Consider the following 17,040-nt stretch of genomic DNA (forward strand, 5'->3'; position numbering starts at 1 on the left):
TTTCGGAGGCTGCTCCGGGTCAGATGCCGGTCGAAGGCGCTGACCCGCCTGAAGGCGATGACGGCATGGCCGACGTGCCTTCCTTGAACCCCAGCGCACCCGAGATTTCATTGGCCGTGGCTTGCAGCTTGGGCAGCCAGCCCTCGTCCAGCCGATCGGCCGGCGCGGAGATCGAAAGCCCCGCCACCAGCTTGCCCTGGTCGTCGTAGATGCCGGCGGCCATGCAGCGCACGCCCAGTTCCAGTTCTTCGTTGTCGCGGGCGATGCCGTACTGGCGCGCCTTCGACAGCTCCCGCTCGAGCGCGGGCAGCTGCGTGATGCTGTTGCGCGTGTGGCCCGCCAGGCCCGTGCGCGTGGCGTAGCTGCGCACGCGTTGCGGGTCGTCCGCCGCAAGGAACAGCTTGCCGGTCGAGGTCAGGTGAAGGGCGGCGCGGCCGCCGATGGCGCGCACCACCTGCATGCCGGAGCGTTCGCTGTAGGAGCGCTCGATGTACACGATCTCGTCGCCCTGGCGCATGCTGAGGTTGACGGGTTGCTGCGTCAGCTTGTGCAGCTCGCGCATGGGGCCCAGGGCCGCATCGCGCACGTTGAGTCGGCCCTTGACGAGGTTGCCCAACTCCAGCAGGCGCATGCCCAGCCGGTAGCTGCCGGCCTCGGGGCGGTCGACGAACCGGCCGACGGCCAGGTCATTGAGGATGCGGTGCGTGGTCGACGGATGGAGTCCCGTCTTTTCGCTGATCTCCTTCAGCGAAATGGCGTCCTCGCGCGATGCCAGGACGTCGATCAGCGCGAACATGCGCTCGATCACCTGGATCACGGGAACGGCGGGAATGTCGGATTGGTTTTTTCTCATGGCGCTTGGCGGTGATGACCGGGCGCCATTTTACCTTGTGAAATCGCCCGGTGCCTGCCAGCGGCCATCCAACAACACTTCATGAGGGGAAAAGCGCGCCTTGTAGTTCATCTTCGGGCTGTGCTCGATCCAGTAGCCGAGGTAGACATGCGGCAGCCCGAGCTTTCGGGCCTGCTCGATCTGCCAGAGGACGCTGTAGGTGCCGTAGCCCGCGCTCGAATCGGGCTCGTAGAAGGTGTAGACGGCCGAGATGCCGTCGTTCAGCACGTCGAGGATCGACACCATCCGCAGCGCACCCGCGCTGCCGTCGGGCAGCGTTTCGCGAAACTCTACCAGGCGCGAATTGACCCGGCTCTGCAGCAGGAACTGGGTGTACTGGTCGATGCTGTCGTGGTCCATGCCGCCGCCGGCATGGCGGCCGTTCTGGTAGCGCAGGTAGAGCTGGTAGTGCTCCGGCATGAAGCACAGCTTGAGTACGCGCGCCTGGAGGTCGGCATGCTGCTTCAGCGCCCGGCGCTGGCTGCGGTTGGGCCGGAACTCGTTGGCCAGCACGCGCAGCGGAATGCACGCGCGGCAACCGTCGCAGTACGGCCGGTAGGTGAACATCCCGCTGCGCCGGAAGCCGCTGAGCACCAGGTCGGAGTAGGCGTCGTTGTGGATCAGGTGGCTGGGCGTGGCCACTTGCGAGCGGGCCTGCCGGTCCGGCAGGTAGCTGCAGGGGTAGGGTGCAGTCGCGTAGAACTGCAGTGTGTGAAGCGGGAGATCCTTGAGGTGCGTCACGTCGGGGAAGGAGATCGCGCGGAAAGGAGTTCGGACCAGTATACGGGGTCGAATCGCCACCGTGGGCCCTCTTGTCGGCGTGCCCCGGCGACGTGGGAGACGAATCGCTTGCGGGCCACTTCGCGCGCGCCCAGGCTGGCGAGGTGGGCCGTGTTCTGCTGGCAGTCGATCATCTGCACCCCGAAGTGGCGGCAGAGCGACACCAGCGCGGCCAGCGCGATCTTCGATGCGTCCGGCCGGCGGGTGAACATCGACTCGCCGAAGACCGCGCGGCCCAGCGCAACGCAGTAGAGGCCGCCGGCCAGTTCGCCGTCGATCCACGTTTCCACGCTGTGGGCGTGCCCGGCGCGGTGCAAATCCGTATAGGCGTTCACCATGTCGGGAACGATCCAGGTGCCCGACTGGCCCACCCGCGGCGAGCTCGAGCAGGCCTTGATGACCGCCGCGAAGTCATGGTCGATGCGCACCTCGCAGCCGGGCGTTTCGATGAAGCGCACGAGGGTCTTGCGCAGGGAGCGGTGCAGCTTGAAGTCGGCCGTCCGCAGCACCATGCGCGGATCGGGGCTCCACCAGAGGATGGGCTGGTCTTCGCTGAACCAGGGGAAGACGCAGTTGCCATAAGCCTGCATCAAAGTATCGACGTCGAGCGCGCCACCCGCGGCCAGGAGGCCGGGCACCGGGTCGGCCACGCCCCAGGCGGAGGCGGGGTCGGGCAGGGCATCTCCGGGTTCGAGCCATGGCAGTTGTCGCATGGGCATAGGTATACACGGCTTCGCAAATTCCGATCCAGTCGGCGAAAATCGCGTGTTGCCGATATCGCCAAAAGCGTTCGGCCGTATTCCACGGCGCCACAAAACCAGCCGGAAACCCTATAGTGCACAGCTTGTTTTCGCGCACCACGACAGATCAGGCAGGCCCGCGCACACGCCGGGGATCAGCATAAGAGGACCAAGTTGACAACTGAACTCAATCCCACCCGCTTCGGCAGCGGCCAGGCGGTGCGCCGCCTCGAGGACGAAAGCCTCCTGTCCGGCGCCGGACGCTACACCGACGACGTCACGCTCCCCGAACAGGCTCATCTCGTCTTCCTCCGGTCCTCGTATCCGCACGCGCGAATCCTCTCCATCGACACCAGCGCCGCCGCCGCCATGCCCGGCGTGCTGCGCGTGATCACCGGCGCGGAAATGGTCGAAGCCGGCGTCAAGCCCTTGCCCGGCGCGGCCGGCTTCAAGCGCGCGGACGGCAGCGACAGCGCCAGCCCGCCACGCTATGCCATCGCCCACGAGCGCACGCGCTTCGTCGGCGAGGTGGTGGCCGCGGTCGTGGCCGACACGGTTCAACAGGCGCGCGATGCCGCCGAAGCCATCATGGTCGACTACGAAGACCTGCCCATGGTGGTCGACCTCGCGAGCGCCACCGCCGACGGTGCGCCGCTGCTGTGCGAGGAAGCCACCGGCAACGTTGCCGCCGAGATGCGCCACGGCAGCAGCGAGGCCGCCACGGCCGCATTCGCCAAGGCCAGCCACGTGGTCGCGCTCGACGTGAACAACCAGCGCGTGGTCGCCCTGACCATCGAGCCGCGTTCCGTGCTCGCGGCGCGCGACGCCCACACCGGCCGCCTCACGATCCGCATGAGTACGCAGATGCCCTCCGGCGTGCGAGATGCCGTCTGCGCCGCCATCGGCCTGCCCAAGGAAAAGGTGCGCGTGGTGGTGGGCGACGTTGGCGGCGGCTTCGGCATGAAGACCGGCGCCTACCCCGAGGACATCGCCGTCGCCTTCGCGGCGCTGCAGGTGAACCGGCCCGTGAAGTGGGTGGCCGACCGCAGCGAAGAGTTTCTCTCCAGCGCGCACGGCCGCGACATCGAGGCGCGCGCCGAGATGGCGCTGGACGCCGACGGCAGGATCCTCGCGCTGCGTATCAAGACCCTGGCCAACGTCGGCGCCTACGCCACCGGTACCGGCGTCGCGATCCAGCTGCTGATCGGCCCCTGGGTGCAGACGAGCGTCTACGACATCCAGACCATCGACTTCCACTTCAAGGCGGTGCTCACCAATACGGCGCCCACCGGCGCCTACCGCGGCGCTGGCCGGCCCGAAGCCATCTTCACCATCGAGCGGCTCATGGACGAGGCCGCGCGCCAGACCGGCATCGACCGCATCGTGCTGCGCCGGCGCAACTTCATCCGCCCCGAGCAGATGCCGTACAAGAACCCGATGGCGCAGACCTACGACACCGGCAACTTCGAGTCGGTGATGGACCAGGCGCTCACGCTCGCAGACTGGCAGGGCTTCGAGACCCGGGCGGCCGAGTCGGCCGGCCGCGGCAAGCACCGCGGCCTGGGCATCGCCACCTTCCTCGAATGGACCGGCGGCAACGTGTTCGAGGAACGCGTCACCGTCTCGGTGCAGGCCGACGGGGTGATCGAGGTGTTCTCCGCCGTCAACGCCATGGGGCAGGGCATCGCCACCTCGCTGGCACAGCTTGCCGTGGATGCCTTCGGCGTGCCCATCGAGAAGGTCCGCGTGGTGCTCGGCGACACCGACCGCGGCGACGGCTTCGGCAGCGCCGGCTCGCGTTCGCTCTTCACCGGCGGCTCGGCCGTGCGAATCGGCGCCGAGCGCACCATCGACAAGGCGCGCGAACTGGCCGCGCAGGAGTTCGAGGCCTCGCTCGACGACATCGTCTACAGCCGCGGCGTCTTCAACGTGGCCGGCACCGACCTCGAGCTCGATCTCTTCACCCTGGCGGCCAAGCAGCCGGGGCGCGAGATCTTCGTTGACTCCACCAGCACCGTGGCGGGCCCCACCTGGCCCAACGGCTGCCACATCTGCGAGATCGAGATCGATCCGCCCACCGGCGAGATCAGCGTGGTGGCCTACAGCTCGGTCAACGACGTGGGCCGCGTCATCAACCCGATGATCGTGCGCGGCCAGCTCGAAGGCGGCGCGGTGCAGGGCATCGGGCAGGCGCTGTACGAGCAGGTGGTGTACGACCACGAGACCGGCCAGCCCGTCACCGGCAGCCTGATGGACTACGCCGCCCCGCGCGCGGACATCGTCGACACCATGTTCAACATGGAGATGGACGAGTCGACGCCCTGCAAGAACAACCCGTTGGGCGTGAAGGGCGTGGGCGAACTGGGCACCATCGGCGCCACGCCGGCCATCGTGAATGCGGTGGCGGACGCCTTCGCGCGCAACGGCCTGGCCACGCGCGCACCGCGCCTGCACATGCCGCTGAGCCCTGCGCGTGTCTGGCAGGCGATGCAAACGGTCGATTGAGCAATCGTTTTCGTGGGGCAGAAAGGCGTCGGCCATGCTTGTCACCAACGAAGTACAGACCGACGCGATCCGCATCGCCAGCTACCGCTGCGACGCGGGTCCCGACGCGCAGCCCTTCACCGAGCTGCACGAAGGCTATTCGGTCTCGTACGTGCGCAAGGGCAGCTTCGGCTATCGCACGCGCGGCAATGCCTATGAACTGGTCGCCGGCTCGGTGCTGGTCGGCTGCCCGGGCGACGAGTACGTCTGCACGCACGACCACCATGTCTGCGGCGACGAGTGCCTTGCCTTCCACCTCTCGCCCGGCTTCGTAGACCTGATCGGCGGCGACGCCAGGACCTGGCGCACCGGCGGCGTGCCGCCGTTGGCCGAACTCGTCGTCATCGGCGAACTGGCGCAGGCAGCGGCCGATGGCCAGAGCGATGTCGGGCTGGACGAACTGGGCATGTGGTTCGCGAGCCGCTTCGTCGAAGTCGTTTCCGGCAAGGCGAAGCCCAAAGTGCCTTCGTCGGCCATCTCGCGCGACCGCCGCCGCGCGGTCGATGCGGCGATGTGGATCGACGCCAATTCGCAGCACGACATCGGCCTCGACGGCGCCGCAACCGAAGCCGGCCTGAGCTCCTTCCACTTTCTGCGGCTGTTCTCGCAGGTGCTGGGCGTCACGCCGCACCAGTACCTCGTGCGCTCGCGGTTGCGCCATGCCGCGCGCCTGCTGGCCGACGACGACAGCCGGCCCGTGACCGATGTGGCGCTGGACGTGGGCTTTGCCGACCTCAGCAACTTCGTGCGCACCTTCCATCGCGCAGCGGGCGTGTCGCCGGGCGGCTTTCGCAAGGCGGCCAAGGGCGACCGCAAGATTCTCCAAGAGCGCATCGCGGCGCTCTTCGATGATGGACTCCTGATCAATACATCGAGCAGGAAACCATCATGTACGACCACATCGGACTGAAAGTCAAAGACCTCGCCGCGAGCCGCCGCTTCTACGAGGCCGCGCTTGCGCCGCTCGGCCACGTGCCGGGCCCGTACGACGACAGCTACGCAGGCATCGGCCCGGCCAACGAGCCGGCGCTGTGGCTCTACGCCGCCAAGGGCGCGAAAGGGCCGGGTACGCACATCGCATTCCGCGCGCCGAACCACGAGGCCGTGGCCGCGTTCCACAAGGCCGGCCTGAAGGCGGGCGGCACCGACAACGGCGGCGCTGGCCCGAGGCCGGACTACAGCCCGACCTACTACGCGGCTTTTCTCATCGACCCCGACGGCAACAACGTCGAGGCGGTCTGTCCCTGAAGCGAGGTTCGATGCCATGGCCACCGTCTACAAGGAATTCATCGTCGAAGCGGACGCGGCGCACGTCTGGGACGCGCTGCGCGACTTCAACGCAGTGCACACGCGGCTCGCGCCGGGTTTTCTCACGGCCTGCACGATCGATGGGGAGGGCGCGCGCGTCCTCACCTTCGCCAACGGCCTTGTCGCGCGCGAGGTGCTGGTGGGCATCGACGATGCCCATCGCCGGCTGGCCTACACCGTCACCGGCGGGCAAGCGAAGCACCACCACGCAACCGCGCAGGTGTTCGAGGAGGGCGAAGGCCGCTCTCGCTTCGTCTGGATCACCGACGTGCTGCCCGACGCCATGGCGGCCTACATCGGGCTGATGATGGAGCAGGGCGGGGCGGCCATGAAGGCCGCGCTGGAAGGTCGCCCCGCCCCGGTTGCGGCAGCCTAGAAGTCCTCGAGCGGCAGCCCGACGTAGTTCTCCGCCAGCGCGGTGGAGGCTGCGGTCGAGTGCACGAGGTAGTCGAGTTCCGCCTCCTGGATCTTCTGCCCGAAGGCGCCCGTCTCGGGAAAGCGGTGCATCAGCGAGGTGAACCACCACGAGAAGCGCTCGGCCTTCCAGACGCGGCGCAGGCACAGGTCGGAATAGCGGTCGAGCGCCGAAGCCGATTTCTCGCCGTAATAGATCTCGAAAGCGCGCGAGAGATACCCCACGTCGGCTGTCGCGAGGTTCAGGCCCTTGGCACCCGTCGGCGGCACGATGTGCGCTGCATCGCCCGCCAGGAAGAGCGAGCCGAAGCGCATCGGCTCGGCGACGAAGCTGCGCAGCGGCGCGATGCTCTTTTCCAGCGAAGGGCCGGTCACCAGGCGCTCGCGCGCCTCGGGGTCGAGGCGCTCGCGCAGCTCGTTCCAGAAGGCCTCGTCGCTCCAGTTCTCCACGCGCTCTTCGGTGGGCACCTGCACGTAGTAGCGGCTGCGCGTGGCGCTGCGCATGCTGCACAGCGCGAAGCCGCGCCCGGTGTTGGCGTAGATCAGTTCATGCGACACCGGCGGCACGTCGGCCAGCACGCCGAGCCAGCCGAAGGGGTAGATCTTCTCGTAGGTCTGGATCGCGTCGGGCGGAACGCTGGCGCGGCTCACGCCGTGGTAGCCGTCGCAGCCGGCGATGAAGTCGCATTCGATCTCGTGCGTCTGGCCGTCTTTCTCGTAGCGCACGCGCGGCTTGCCCGACTGGAAGTCGTGCAGGCTCACGTTCGCCGCGCTGTAGATGGTGGTGAGCCCCTCGGCCGCGCGCGCTTCCATCAGGTCGCGCGTCACTTCGGTCTGGCCGTACACCGTCACCTGCTTGCCGCCCGTGAGGCCGTGCATGTCGATGCGGTGGCGCGCGCCCTTGAAGAGCAGCTCGATGCCCTCGTGCGGCAGCCCCTCGGCCCTGGCGCGGGTGTCGACGCCGGCACGCGCCAGCAGGTCCATGGTGACCTGTTCCAGCACGCCGGCGCGGATGCGGCCGAGCACGTAGTCGCCGCTCTGGCGCTCGACGATGACGTTGTCGATGCCTGCCTTGAACAGAAGCTGCCCGAGCAGCAGGCCGGCGGGACCGGCTCCGATGATGGCGACCTGGGTGCGCATGTGGGTGTCTCCGAAAGGGTTTCGCGGAGCGTAGGGCGCGCGGGGCGTTCCGTGGAGGCCGCTTGCGCGGCTGTGTGCGATCATGCGAATGCGTGCGCGATCATCGCGCAACACTTCCACAGACGACGAACCATCCCGCCGAATGAGCATCGCCAAGGCCGACTTCATCGAGGGCATCGCCAAGGGAATGGCGGTGCTCGAAAGCTTCGACACCGAGCGCCAGCGCCTGAACGCCACGCTGGCCGCCGAGCGCGCCGGCCTCACGCGCGCCGCCGCCCGCCGCCACCTGCTGACGCTGGCCCACCTGGGCTACCTGGAAACCGACGGCAGCTATTTCTGGATGGCGCCGAAGGTGCTGCGCTTCTCGGGCAGCTATCTCGCGTCTTCCCGCCTGCCGCGCGCGCTGCAGCCCACGCTGAACCGGCTCGCGGCGCAGACCGGCGAGTCGTTCTCGGCGGTGGTGCTCGACGGGGAGGAGGTCGTCATCGTCGCGCGCAGCGGCACCTACGGCACGCCGACCCGCGTGCTCGCGTACGGCCTGCACCTGGGCGCTCGGTTGCCCGCGCATGCCACTTCCACCGGGCGCGTGCTGCTGGCGGCGATGGCGCCGACGCAATTCACGCAATGGCTCAAGGGCCGGCACCTGGCGCGGCTCACACCCCGCACCGTGACCCAGGCGCGAGGCCTGCGGCAGCTGATCGCCCGTGCGCGCAAGGACGACTACTGCTTCGCCAGCGAGGAACACGAACTGGGCGTACAGGCGCTGGCCGTGCCGCTGCGCGACATGCAGGGCCGCACGGTGGCAGCGCTCAACGTGGTGCTCTCGGGCACGCGCTATCAGGAGGAGGCGCTGCAGCGCGAGATGCTGCCGTTGCTTTTCGAAGCCGCGCGCGAAGTGCGGTCTCTGCTGTGAGTTCCGAGCCGATCTGAACTTTGGCCGCGGCCCGCGCCTCGAATCCCCGAAACGGACACAACCATGCGACTGCTCCTCCTCGAAGACGACGTGATGATCGGCGAAGCGGTGCTCGACCTGCTGCGCGCCGAACAGTACGCGGTGGACTGGGTGAAAGACGGCGAGGCCGCCGAAACGGCCCTGCGCACCCAGCAATACGACCTGGTGATGCTCGACCTGGGCGTGCCACGGCGCGACGGGCTCGATGTGCTGCGCAACCTGCGCGCGCGCAAGCAGCGCATGCCGGTGCTGATCGCCACCGCGCGCGACTCGGTGCAGCAGCGCATCGAAGGCCTCGATGCCGGCGCCGACGACTACGTGCTCAAGCCCTACGACCTCGACGAGCTGCTGGCCCGCATCCGCGCCTTGCTGCGCCGCGCGGCGGGGCGCGCCGAGCCGGTGTACGAGCACATGGGCGTGAGCATCAACCCGGCCACGCGCGAGGTCACGGTGGCCGGCCAGCCGGTGGTGCTGTCGGCGCGCGAATGGGCCGTGCTGGAGCCCCTGCTGGCGCGGCCCGGCATGGTGCTGTCGCGCGCGCAGCTCGAGGAGAAGCTCTACAGCTGGAAGGACGAGATCAGCAGCAACGCGGTCGAGGTGTATGTGCACGGGCTGCGCAAGAAGCTCGGCGCGGAGTTCATCCGCAATGTGAGGGGCGTCGGCTACATGGTGCCAAAACTATGACTCGCCCCCAGGCTTCGCGCACTTCGTGTCGCTTCGCCAACCCCCTTCCGGGGGCGACGTCTACGGGCCGGCGAAGCCGGTCCCGTGACGTCCCGCGAAGGGGGCGTGTATGAGGCGGTTGTTTGGGTCGCTGACCGGCTCGCTGCGCGCGCGGCTGCTGTGGTTCCTGCTCGCGGCGATCGTGCTGGCCGCGGGCGCGCAGGCGCTGGTGGCCTACCGGACGGTGCTTGCAGAGGCCGATGACATCTTCGACTACCACATGCAGCAGATGGCTTTGTCGCTGCGCGCGGGCCTGCCGCCGAGCGCCGCGGTGGGTGGGCTGGGCGCCGCCGAGCAGAACTTCGATTTCGTCGTGCAGGTATGGACGGCCGACGGCGTGCGCATCTTCGAATCGGCGGAGCAGGCCGCGCTGCCGCAGCTGGCGGTGCTGGGCTTCGCCGACGTGAACGCGCGCGGCACCACTTACCGCGTGTTCTCGATGCAGACGCGCGGGCTGGTGATCCAGGTGGCGCAGGACATGGCGGCGCGGCGCCACATGGCCGGCACGCTGGCGCTGCGCACCATCGCGCCGGTGGCGCTGATGGCGCCGCTTCTGATGCTGGTCGTTTGGTGGGTGGTGAGCCGGTCGCTCGCGCCGGTGGCGCGCGTGCGCAGGCAGGTGGCCTCGCGGCAGGCGGACGATCTTTCCCCGGTGAGCGAGGAGAACCTGCCCGACGAGGTGCGCCCGCTGGTGCAGGAGCTGAACCTGCTGTTCGACCGCGTGCGCCATGCCTTCGATGCGCAGAAGCACTTCGTCGCCGATGCAGCGCACGAGCTGCGTTCGCCCCTGGCCGCGCTCAAGCTGCAGGTGCAGGGCCTGCAGCGCGCGCCCGACGATGCCTCGCGCGAGCTTGCCGTGAGCCGGCTGGTGGCAGGCATCGACCGCGCGACGCGGCTGGTCGAGCAGATGCTCGCGCTGGCACGGCATGAGGCCAGCATGGCGGCCGGAGCCAAGCCCGAGCCGGTGGATCTGGCCGAGGTCGCGCGGCTCGCGGTGTCCGACGCGGTGGCGGCAGCGCAGGCGCGCGGCATCGACATCGGCATCGCGCATGCAGACGAGGCGGCGGTGGTGCACGGCCAGTCGGAAGCCCTGCGCATGCTGCTGCGCAACCTGCTGGAGAACGCCATCAAGTACACGCCGGTCGAGGGCCGGGTCGACATCGGCATCGCGCGCCAGGGCGACGCCGTCGAGCTCACCGTGGACGACAGCGGACCGGGCCTGCCGCCCGAGGAGCGCGAGCGGGTGCTCGACCGGTTCTACCGCTCGGGTGAATCGCAGGCGCCGGGCAGCGGCCTGGGGCTGTCCATCGTCAAGTCGATAGCCGATCTGCATGGGGCGACGGTGGCGCTCGACCAGTCGCGCAGCCTCGGCGGGCTGCGCGTGCTGGTGCGCTTTCCAGCGCGCGCCTGAGCCCCTTGCGGCGGCGCTGCGCCGTTTAAGCGGCGCTTAAGTCAGACCCGCGACATTCCTTTCATCGTTTTGCGTCCATACGCCTTGAAAGGAACCGACAAATGAACTCACGTCTGACTTCTCCCCGTGCCCTGGCCATCGCGCTGGCAAGCGCCGGCGTGATCGGTGCCGTCGGCGCCGGCGCCTACACCAGCGCCCGCGCCGTGGGCGCGCCGACCACCAACGCCGTCGCGACAGCGCCGGCCGCCATGGTCACGCTGCCCGACTTCTCGACGATCACTTCGCGCGACGGCCCGGCCGTGGTCAACATCAGCGTGACCGGCACCATAAAGGCCTCCGACGACGAGGCCGCCGCGGAGATCCAGGGCATCGATCCCGACGATCCGATGTTCCAGTTCTTCCGCCGCTTCCAGGGCCAGATGAACCCGCGCGGCCAGCAACAGCAGCGCGAAGTGCCGGTGCGCGCACAGGGCTCGGGCTTCATCGTCGACCCCAGCGGCATCATCATCACCAACGCCCACGTCGTGAAGGACGCGAAGGAAGTCACCGTCAAGCTCACCGACCGCCGCGAATACCGCGCGAAGGTGCTGGGCGCCGACGCCAAGACCGACATCGCGGTGCTCAAGATCGACGCGAAGAACCTGCCGGTGCTCGCGCTGGGCAAAACCAAGGACCTGAAGGTCGGCGAATGGGTGCTGGCCATCGGCTCGCCCTTTGGCTTCGAGAACACGGTGACGGCCGGCGTGGTGAGCGCCAAGGGCCGCTCGCTGCCCGACGACAGCTACGTGCCCTTCATCCAGACCGACGTGGCGGTGAACCCCGGCAACTCCGGCGGTCCGCTGCTCAACACGCGCGGCGAGGTGGTCGGCATCAACTCGCAGATCTACAGCCGCAGCGGCGGCTACCAGGGCGTGTCGTTCGCGATCCCGATCGACGTGGCGATCCAGGTCAAGGACCAGATCGTCGCCACCGGCAAGGCGCAGCATGCGCGCCTGGGCATCGCGGTGCAGGAGGTGAACCAGGCCTTCGCCGATTCGTTCAAGCTCGACAAGCCCGAGGGCGCGCTGGTCTCCAACATCGAGAAGGGCGGCCCCGGCGACAAGGCCGGCCTGAAGGCGGGTGACGTGATCCGCAAGGTCGACGGCCAGCCCATCGTGTCCTCGGGCGACCTGCCCGCGGTGATCGGCCAGCAGGCACCGGGCAAGAAGGTCACGCTCGAAGTGTGGCGCCAGGGCGAACGCCAGGAGCTGCAGGCCAAGCTCGGCGATGCGAGCGACAAGCCCGCCAAGGTCGCAAAGGCCGATGCCGACGTGGGCCAGGGCAAGCTGGGCCTGGCGCTGCGTCCGCTGCAGCCACAGGAAAAGCGCGAGGCCTCGGTCGACAACGGCCTGCTGATCGAGGATGCCGCCGGTCCCTCGGCTCAGGCCGGCGTTCAGGCGGGCGACGTGCTGCTGGCCATCAACGGCACACCCGCGCAGAGCGTGGAGCAGGTGCGCGAGGTGGTGGCGAAGGCCAGCAACAAGTCCGTGGCGCTGTTGATTCAGCGCGGCGAAGACAAGATCTTCGTGCCGGTCCGGATCGGCTGATCCCGCCTTCAGGTATGACGTCGCAAGCCCAGAGCCTCTCGGCGCACATCCTGCCCACGTCGGCCACCATGATCGGCGTGTGCATGACGGTGATGTCCATCGGGCATCTCGGGCCGCGCGACGACATGCGGCTGCTGATCGACCGCCTGCTCGCGGTGGACGCGCTGGTCTTCCTGGCCAGCGCGTTGCTGTCTTTCATCTCGATGCGCTCGCGCAGCTCCGGCGCGAAGCTGGAGGCGTGGGGCGAAATGGTCTTCATCGCCGGCCTCGGGCTGCTGGCGCTGGGCGCCGTGACGCTGGCCTTTGCCCTGCGCTGACCGGGCAGCGCCTCAAGCCGGCGAGCAGGGCCAGTCGAGCTGCATGCGCGTTCCGCCGGCGGCCGGGTCCGCCGTCTCGATCTGCAGACGCGCGCCGATGGACTGCGCGCGCGCCCGCATGTTGGCGATGCCGTGGCCCGTTCTCCCGCTGTTGGCCTGCACCGAAGGCAGGCCGCGCCCGTTGTCGGTGAGCATGATGCGCACCAGCGAAGGCGTCTCTTTCCCGTGCCAGCTCGCATGCATCACGATGCGCGTGGCGCCCGCGTGCTTGAGCACGTTGGTGAAGGCCTCCAGCAGGATGCGCTGCAGCTGCAGGGCCGCCTGCGCGGCAAAGGGCTCCAGCTGCGGGATCACTTCCACGTCCCACACCAGCTCGATGCCGGCGGCGTCGAGCCGCGGCTGCAGGCGGTAGCGCAGCGTGGCCAGCACGGTGGCCAGGTCGTCGTGCGTGGGCTGCAGGGAGTCGACGGCCATGCGCATCTCGTCGAGCGCGAGCTTCACGTGCTCCTCGATCACCGAGCGGTCGGGCCGGGCCTGCGTCACCACGTTGAGCAGCCCGACCAGCTGCGAGCCCACGCCGTCGTGGATCTCCCGCATGATGCGCTGCCGCTCCAGCAGCACGGCCTGTTCCTGCTGCTGCTGGCGCATGGTGTCGAAGGCACTGCGCAACTGGTCCTCGCGCTCGGCCACGCGGGCCGCGAGGTTGGCGTTGAGCGCGCGGTAGTCGGCCACGGTGCGGCTGTAGCGCTCCACCACCAGGCCGGCCAGGATCATCACGAAGAAGAACATCGCGTGCGCCGTGAGCGTGTAGTACGCGCCGCCGAAGAGGCCCATGCGCACCAGCAGCAGGTCGTGCGCGCCGGCCAGGATGGCCAGCGTGCCCGCGGCCATCAGCACGCCCGCGATGCGGCGCCGGTCCACCAGCGCGCCGTACACCACGTAGGGCAGGCAGATGATGCTGATGCATTGCAGGATGACGAGGCCGCCGGTCCACAGCAACGGCTGCGCGAAGGCGAAGGAGGCGCAGGCCAGCGTGACCGACAGCGCGAGCGCGGCATGGATGGAGCGCACCAGCCACGGCGGATTGCGCTCCAGCACCAGCAGCACGAAGCGCGCGATCAGCCCGATGTGGCAGGCATAGCAGACCGCCACGATGGCGCCCCACAGCGGCCAGGGAATGGCCATGTCGGGCCACACGCGGTCGAGATTGCGCGCCACGCCCGAGAGTGCGGCCAGCGCGAAGCAGCCGTAGAGCGCGTCGCGCTGGCGCAGCCACAGCCCGCCGGCGATGCCGCCCATCAGCAGCAGGCTCACCGCGTAGACGATGGCCGAGGTGTTGCGCCAGTTCTGCCGCGCACGGTAGACCGCCGCCAGCGAGGCCTCGGGGCCGTAGTGGATGCTGGCCAGCCCCGCGCCGCGCTGGCGCTGGATGGTGGTGCGCACCACCAGCGACTGCGGCTGGCCGTCCTGCTGCAGCACGGCCGGCACCGGCACCAGCAGGTTGCTCTTGGAGGCGTCGTAGTTCGGTACGCCCAGCGTGCCGTAGCTGGCCACCAGCGCGTCGTTGAACGAGATCGCCACCTGGTTGCCCGCGCCCGATAGCAGCAGGGCCGCGGACTTGCCGGCCGGCACGGCGGCGGCGGGCAGCTCGATGCGGTAGGTCGCCTTGCCGCCGCGGCCGGGGAACTCGTGGTCCCAGCGGAAGGGAAGTTCCACCCGGCGCTGTTGCATCGGCAGGCCGTCGGGTTCGAGCACCGCCTCGGCCGAGGGCACGTCGAAGGCGTCGGGTGCTTCCGCGGCGTCGGCGCGGTGGCCCGCCGACGCCAGGGCGAGCCACAGGCACAAGGCGGCGAGCAGCAGGCGGCGCAGGCCGCCGGCGGTCACGCTAGGGAAGCCAGCCGAGGTTGCGGGCCTCGAACACAGCTTCCGATTTGTTGTGCACATCCAGCTTGCCGTAGATATTGCGGATATGGGTTTGGACAGTCGAGGCCGAGACTCCCATCTGCACCCCGACTTCGACATAGGTGAAACCACGAGAGACCAGGTCGAGCACCTCGAACTCGCGCGGCGACAGGCGTTCCGGCGCGACCGTCGCGGTGCCGGCAGCCTTGGCCGCCGCCTGCTCCCTGGGCGCGGCGCCCGAATGGGCCTGCCAGCGGCGCAGCAGCTTGCGCGCGATCACCGGCGACATCGGCGAGCCGCCGGCGCGCAGGTGGCGGATGTGGGTGGCGAGATCGGCCTCGGTGCCGTCCTTCAGCAGGTAGCCGCTGGCGCCGGCCTCGAATGCCTGGACCATGTTGGCCTCGTCGCCGAAGATCGAAAGCACCATCACCGCGCAGGCCGGCTGCATGTTGCGGCACTGGCTGATCACCTGCAGCCCGGGCCGGTCGGGCAGGCCGAGGTCCACCAAAAGCACGTCGATCGGGTTGTCGACCAGCCAGCGCAGGATGTCGCTGGCGTTGGAGGCGCTGTAGGCCAGGCTCAGGGACGGGTCCGCGTCCACCACGCGCGAGATGCGTTCGCGCATGCCGGTGTCGTCTTCGACGAGGGCGACCTGTGTTTCCGCGGTCATGCCTGGTGCACCGGGTTGTGGAGGCTGGATGCGCTCATGCATGACGTGACGATGAGGCGCATGGGAAAGAAGGCCTTGGATTTCTGCTGGATGGCACAAAGGGTAGGGGGCGGCTTGCGGGCTGCCCATCCTATATACGGGGGAGGCGGCCTACGGTTTTCGGTGGCTGCTCGGTGGACTGCCCGCCGCCTTGCCCGCCGACCTTGCGAGCCGCGAGGCAACCAGGGCGAGGTGTTCGACCAGTTCACGAGGCGATTCGACCTCGAAATCGTACGGCAGGCAACCGAGCCAGACGGACAGCGCGTCGAGCGAATTGGCGCCGGTGGCGATGCGGGTGGCGCCTTCGCCGGCATCCTGCGGCGTGCCGCTGACCCAGCCGAGGTAGGGCTCGAGCGCGCCGGCGGGCGCGTGCACCACCACCTGCGCGTGATGCAGGTAGGGGGAGACCTTCAGCGCATGCTCCATGTAGCTCGCGACGTCGCCATGGGGCAGCCGGCGCGGCGTGAAGCGCTCGCCGGTGGGCTCGGGATCGACGATGCGGTCGAGCCGGAAGGTGCGCCAGTCCTCGCGCGCGGTGTCCCATGCCAGCAGATACCAGCGCCGCCCTGTCTGCACCACGCGATGCGGCTGCGCGGTTCGCTTGGTGACGGCGTCGTGGTGGTCGCGGTAGCCGAAGCGCAGTTCGAGCCGCTCGGTGCACGCTTCGGCCAGGAAGGACACGGCCTTCAGCCGCACGGGCGACTTGTCGTGCATCACCGGCACCACCGATGCGCGCACGCTGTCGAGCCGGCGGCGCAGGCGCGGCGGCATCAGCTGCTCGAGCTTGGCCAGCGCGCGCATCGAGGCGTTCCCGATGTCGCCAGTGGCGCCGGCCGGGTTGCCCAGGCCGAGCGCGACCGCGATGGCTTCCTCGTCCTCCAGCAGCAGCGGCGGCATCGCGGTGCCCGCGCCCAGCCGGTAGCCGCCGGCCACGCCGGAGGTGGAATCGACCGTGTAGCCCAGGCTGCGCAGGCGGTCGACGTCGCGGCGCAGCGTGCGCTCGGTGATCTCGAGCCGGGCGGCGAGGTCGGCGCCCGTCCGGGAGCGCTGCGCCTGGAACAGCGAAAGAAGCCGGATCAGGCGTGCGGTAGCAGACAGCATGCGCGCATCATGCCTGCAATCGAGGACATGATCTGTCCGCAATGGGTCGTAACCTTGCTTCCACTTTCAACCCCCGCACCGCGGAGCACAGGACACCGACCCATGAAGAAGACATACAACGGCAGCTGCCACTGCGGCAAGGTTCGTTTCCAGGCCCTGATCGATCTCGCCGAAGGCACCGGCAAGTGCAATTGCTCGATCTGTACCAAGACCCGCGCATGGGGCGCGATCGTGAAGCCGGATGCCTTCACGCTGCTGGCGGGGGAGGAGGAGCTGTCGCTGTACCAGTTCAACTCGCACAGCACAGAGTGGCTGTTCTGCAGGAGTTGCGGCGTGCGCTCTTTCGGACGTGGCAACGTGCCCGAGATCGGCGGCGCCTACGTGAGCGTGGCGGTGAACTGCCTGGACGACGTGACGCTGGAGGAACTGTCGACGGCGCCCGTCCGGTACATGGACGGGCGCAACGACAACTGGTTCGAGGCGCCGGCCGAGACACGCTACCTCTGAGCGAGGCGGGCCAG

General features: G+C 68.9%; 17 protein-coding genes. 10 read left to right on the plus strand and 7 right to left on the minus strand.

Annotated elements, in window-relative coordinates:
- Positions 1 to 19 precede the first annotated feature (19 nt).
- From FHT32_RS05970 to aat, 3 genes are read right to left on the minus strand one after another with little or no spacing between them, the layout of a single operon-like run.
- Positions 20 to 853: an IclR family transcriptional regulator gene (locus tag FHT32_RS05970; protein WP_176663731.1), complete on the minus strand. Its 834-nt coding sequence runs from the start codon at positions 851 to 853 to the stop codon at positions 20 to 22.
- 30 nt (positions 854 to 883) lie between these two features.
- Positions 884 to 1,633 (minus strand): arginyltransferase, encoded by a 750-nt coding sequence (locus FHT32_RS05975; RefSeq protein ID WP_176663732.1) that lies wholly within the window; start codon positions 1,631 to 1,633, stop codon positions 884 to 886.
- Complete coding sequence (gene aat / locus FHT32_RS05980; protein ID WP_176663733.1) at positions 1,630 to 2,385, minus strand: leucyl/phenylalanyl-tRNA--protein transferase; 756 nt, start codon at positions 2,383 to 2,385, stop codon at positions 1,630 to 1,632. The genes FHT32_RS05975 and aat overlap by 4 nt, the downstream gene beginning before the upstream one ends.
- A gap of 201 nt (positions 2,386 to 2,586) precedes the next feature.
- Between aat and FHT32_RS05985 the strand changes: the two genes are divergently transcribed.
- The 4 genes from FHT32_RS05985 to FHT32_RS06000 are packed head-to-tail and all read left to right on the plus strand — an operon-like array spanning position 2,587 to position 6,640.
- The gene (locus tag FHT32_RS05985) at positions 2,587 to 4,917 is read left to right on the plus strand and encodes a xanthine dehydrogenase family protein molybdopterin-binding subunit (RefSeq protein ID WP_176663734.1); all 2,331 of its coding nucleotides are present in this window, start codon (positions 2,587 to 2,589) and stop codon (positions 4,915 to 4,917) included.
- A 34-nt stretch (positions 4,918 to 4,951) separates the two neighbouring features.
- Positions 4,952 to 5,866 carry a helix-turn-helix domain-containing protein gene (locus FHT32_RS05990; protein WP_176663735.1) on the plus strand — a complete coding sequence of 305 codons (915 nt, stop codon included), beginning with the start codon at positions 4,952 to 4,954 and terminating at the stop codon, positions 5,864 to 5,866.
- The gene (locus tag FHT32_RS05995; protein ID WP_176663736.1) at positions 5,845 to 6,204 is read left to right on the plus strand and encodes a VOC family protein; all 360 of its coding nucleotides are present in this window, start codon (positions 5,845 to 5,847) and stop codon (positions 6,202 to 6,204) included. Before FHT32_RS05990 ends, FHT32_RS05995 begins: the two co-directional genes overlap by 22 nt.
- Positions 6,205 to 6,220: 16 nt before the next feature.
- The gene (locus FHT32_RS06000) at positions 6,221 to 6,640 is read left to right on the plus strand and encodes an SRPBCC family protein (protein ID WP_176663737.1); all 420 of its coding nucleotides are present in this window, start codon (positions 6,221 to 6,223) and stop codon (positions 6,638 to 6,640) included.
- Here the strand turns inward: FHT32_RS06000 and pobA are convergent.
- Entirely contained in the window at positions 6,637 to 7,818 is a 1,182-nt protein-coding gene (pobA, locus tag FHT32_RS06005; RefSeq protein ID WP_176663738.1) for a 4-hydroxybenzoate 3-monooxygenase, read from the minus strand. The two genes, FHT32_RS06000 and pobA, sit on opposite strands and share 4 nt — an antisense overlap.
- A 142-nt stretch (positions 7,819 to 7,960) precedes the next feature.
- Between pobA and FHT32_RS06010 the strand changes: the two genes are divergently transcribed.
- The 5 genes from FHT32_RS06010 (at position 7,961) to FHT32_RS06030 (ending at position 12,807) form a co-directional block, all read left to right on the plus strand.
- Positions 7,961 to 8,731: an IclR family transcriptional regulator C-terminal domain-containing protein gene (locus tag FHT32_RS06010; RefSeq protein WP_176663739.1), complete on the plus strand. Its 771-nt coding sequence runs from the start codon at positions 7,961 to 7,963 to the stop codon at positions 8,729 to 8,731.
- Positions 8,732 to 8,794: 63 nt separating this feature from the next.
- Positions 8,795 to 9,454 (plus strand): response regulator, encoded by a 660-nt coding sequence (locus tag FHT32_RS06015; protein WP_176663740.1) that lies wholly within the window; start codon positions 8,795 to 8,797, stop codon positions 9,452 to 9,454.
- A 109-nt stretch (positions 9,455 to 9,563) separates the two neighbouring features.
- On the plus strand, positions 9,564 to 10,904 hold the full coding sequence (locus FHT32_RS06020) for an ATP-binding protein (protein ID WP_176663741.1): 1,341 nt from the start codon (positions 9,564 to 9,566) through the stop codon (positions 10,902 to 10,904).
- Between the two features lie 101 nt (positions 10,905 to 11,005).
- The gene (locus FHT32_RS06025) at positions 11,006 to 12,490 is read left to right on the plus strand and encodes a DegQ family serine endoprotease (RefSeq protein ID WP_176663742.1); all 1,485 of its coding nucleotides are present in this window, start codon (positions 11,006 to 11,008) and stop codon (positions 12,488 to 12,490) included.
- 14 nt (positions 12,491 to 12,504) lie between these two features.
- Positions 12,505 to 12,807, plus strand: a complete 303-nt coding sequence (locus FHT32_RS06030) for a hypothetical protein (protein ID WP_176663743.1) — start codon at positions 12,505 to 12,507, stop codon at positions 12,805 to 12,807.
- Between the two features lie 12 nt (positions 12,808 to 12,819).
- Here the strand turns inward: FHT32_RS06030 and FHT32_RS06035 are convergent, their stop codons facing one another.
- The 3 genes from FHT32_RS06035 to FHT32_RS06045 form a co-directional block, all read right to left on the minus strand.
- Positions 12,820 to 14,691, minus strand: coding sequence for a sensor histidine kinase (locus FHT32_RS06035; RefSeq protein ID WP_371132136.1), 1,872 nt, complete (start codon positions 14,689 to 14,691; stop codon positions 12,820 to 12,822).
- A gap of 1 nt (position 14,692) precedes the next feature.
- Positions 14,693 to 15,379 (minus strand): response regulator transcription factor, encoded by a 687-nt coding sequence (locus FHT32_RS06040; RefSeq protein ID WP_176663745.1) that lies wholly within the window; start codon positions 15,377 to 15,379, stop codon positions 14,693 to 14,695.
- Positions 15,380 to 15,529: 150 nt separating this feature from the next.
- Positions 15,530 to 16,519: a YafY family protein gene (locus tag FHT32_RS06045; RefSeq protein WP_176663746.1), complete on the minus strand. Its 990-nt coding sequence runs from the start codon at positions 16,517 to 16,519 to the stop codon at positions 15,530 to 15,532.
- A 102-nt stretch (positions 16,520 to 16,621) separates the two neighbouring features.
- Between FHT32_RS06045 and FHT32_RS06050 the strand changes: the two genes are divergently transcribed.
- Positions 16,622 to 17,026 carry a GFA family protein gene (locus tag FHT32_RS06050; RefSeq protein ID WP_176663747.1) on the plus strand — a complete coding sequence of 135 codons (405 nt, stop codon included), beginning with the start codon at positions 16,622 to 16,624 and terminating at the stop codon, positions 17,024 to 17,026.
- Positions 17,027 to 17,040 lie beyond the last annotated feature (14 nt).

This window comes from Variovorax sp. SG517 (genome assembly GCF_013376045.1).
Taxonomy (GTDB): Bacteria; Pseudomonadota; Gammaproteobacteria; order Burkholderiales; family Burkholderiaceae_C; genus Variovorax.

Coding starts and splice junctions, on each gene's coding strand:
- FHT32_RS06025 (WP_176663742.1), top strand. CDS start 11,006: ATGAACTCACGTCTGACTTCTCCCCGTGCCCTGGCCATCGCGCTGGCA.
- FHT32_RS06030 (WP_176663743.1), top strand. CDS start 12,505: ATGACGTCGCAAGCCCAGAGCCTCTCGGCGCACATCCTGCCCACGTCG.
- FHT32_RS06045 (WP_176663746.1), bottom strand. CDS start 16,519: ATGCTGTCTGCTACCGCACGCCTGATCCGGCTTCTTTCGCTGTTCCAG.
- FHT32_RS05970 (WP_176663731.1), bottom strand. CDS start 853: ATGAGAAAAAACCAATCCGACATTCCCGCCGTTCCCGTGATCCAGGTG.
- FHT32_RS06010 (WP_176663739.1), top strand. CDS start 7,961: ATGAGCATCGCCAAGGCCGACTTCATCGAGGGCATCGCCAAGGGAATG.
- FHT32_RS06020 (WP_176663741.1), top strand. CDS start 9,564: ATGAGGCGGTTGTTTGGGTCGCTGACCGGCTCGCTGCGCGCGCGGCTG.
- aat (WP_176663733.1), bottom strand. CDS start 2,385: ATGCGACAACTGCCATGGCTCGAACCCGGAGATGCCCTGCCCGACCCC.
- FHT32_RS06000 (WP_176663737.1), top strand. CDS start 6,221: ATGGCCACCGTCTACAAGGAATTCATCGTCGAAGCGGACGCGGCGCAC.
- pobA (WP_176663738.1), bottom strand. CDS start 7,818: ATGCGCACCCAGGTCGCCATCATCGGAGCCGGTCCCGCCGGCCTGCTG.
- FHT32_RS05990 (WP_176663735.1), top strand. CDS start 4,952: ATGCTTGTCACCAACGAAGTACAGACCGACGCGATCCGCATCGCCAGC.
- FHT32_RS06040 (WP_176663745.1), bottom strand. CDS start 15,379: ATGACCGCGGAAACACAGGTCGCCCTCGTCGAAGACGACACCGGCATG.
- FHT32_RS05995 (WP_176663736.1), top strand. CDS start 5,845: ATGTACGACCACATCGGACTGAAAGTCAAAGACCTCGCCGCGAGCCGC.
- FHT32_RS06015 (WP_176663740.1), top strand. CDS start 8,795: ATGCGACTGCTCCTCCTCGAAGACGACGTGATGATCGGCGAAGCGGTG.
- FHT32_RS06050 (WP_176663747.1), top strand. CDS start 16,622: ATGAAGAAGACATACAACGGCAGCTGCCACTGCGGCAAGGTTCGTTTC.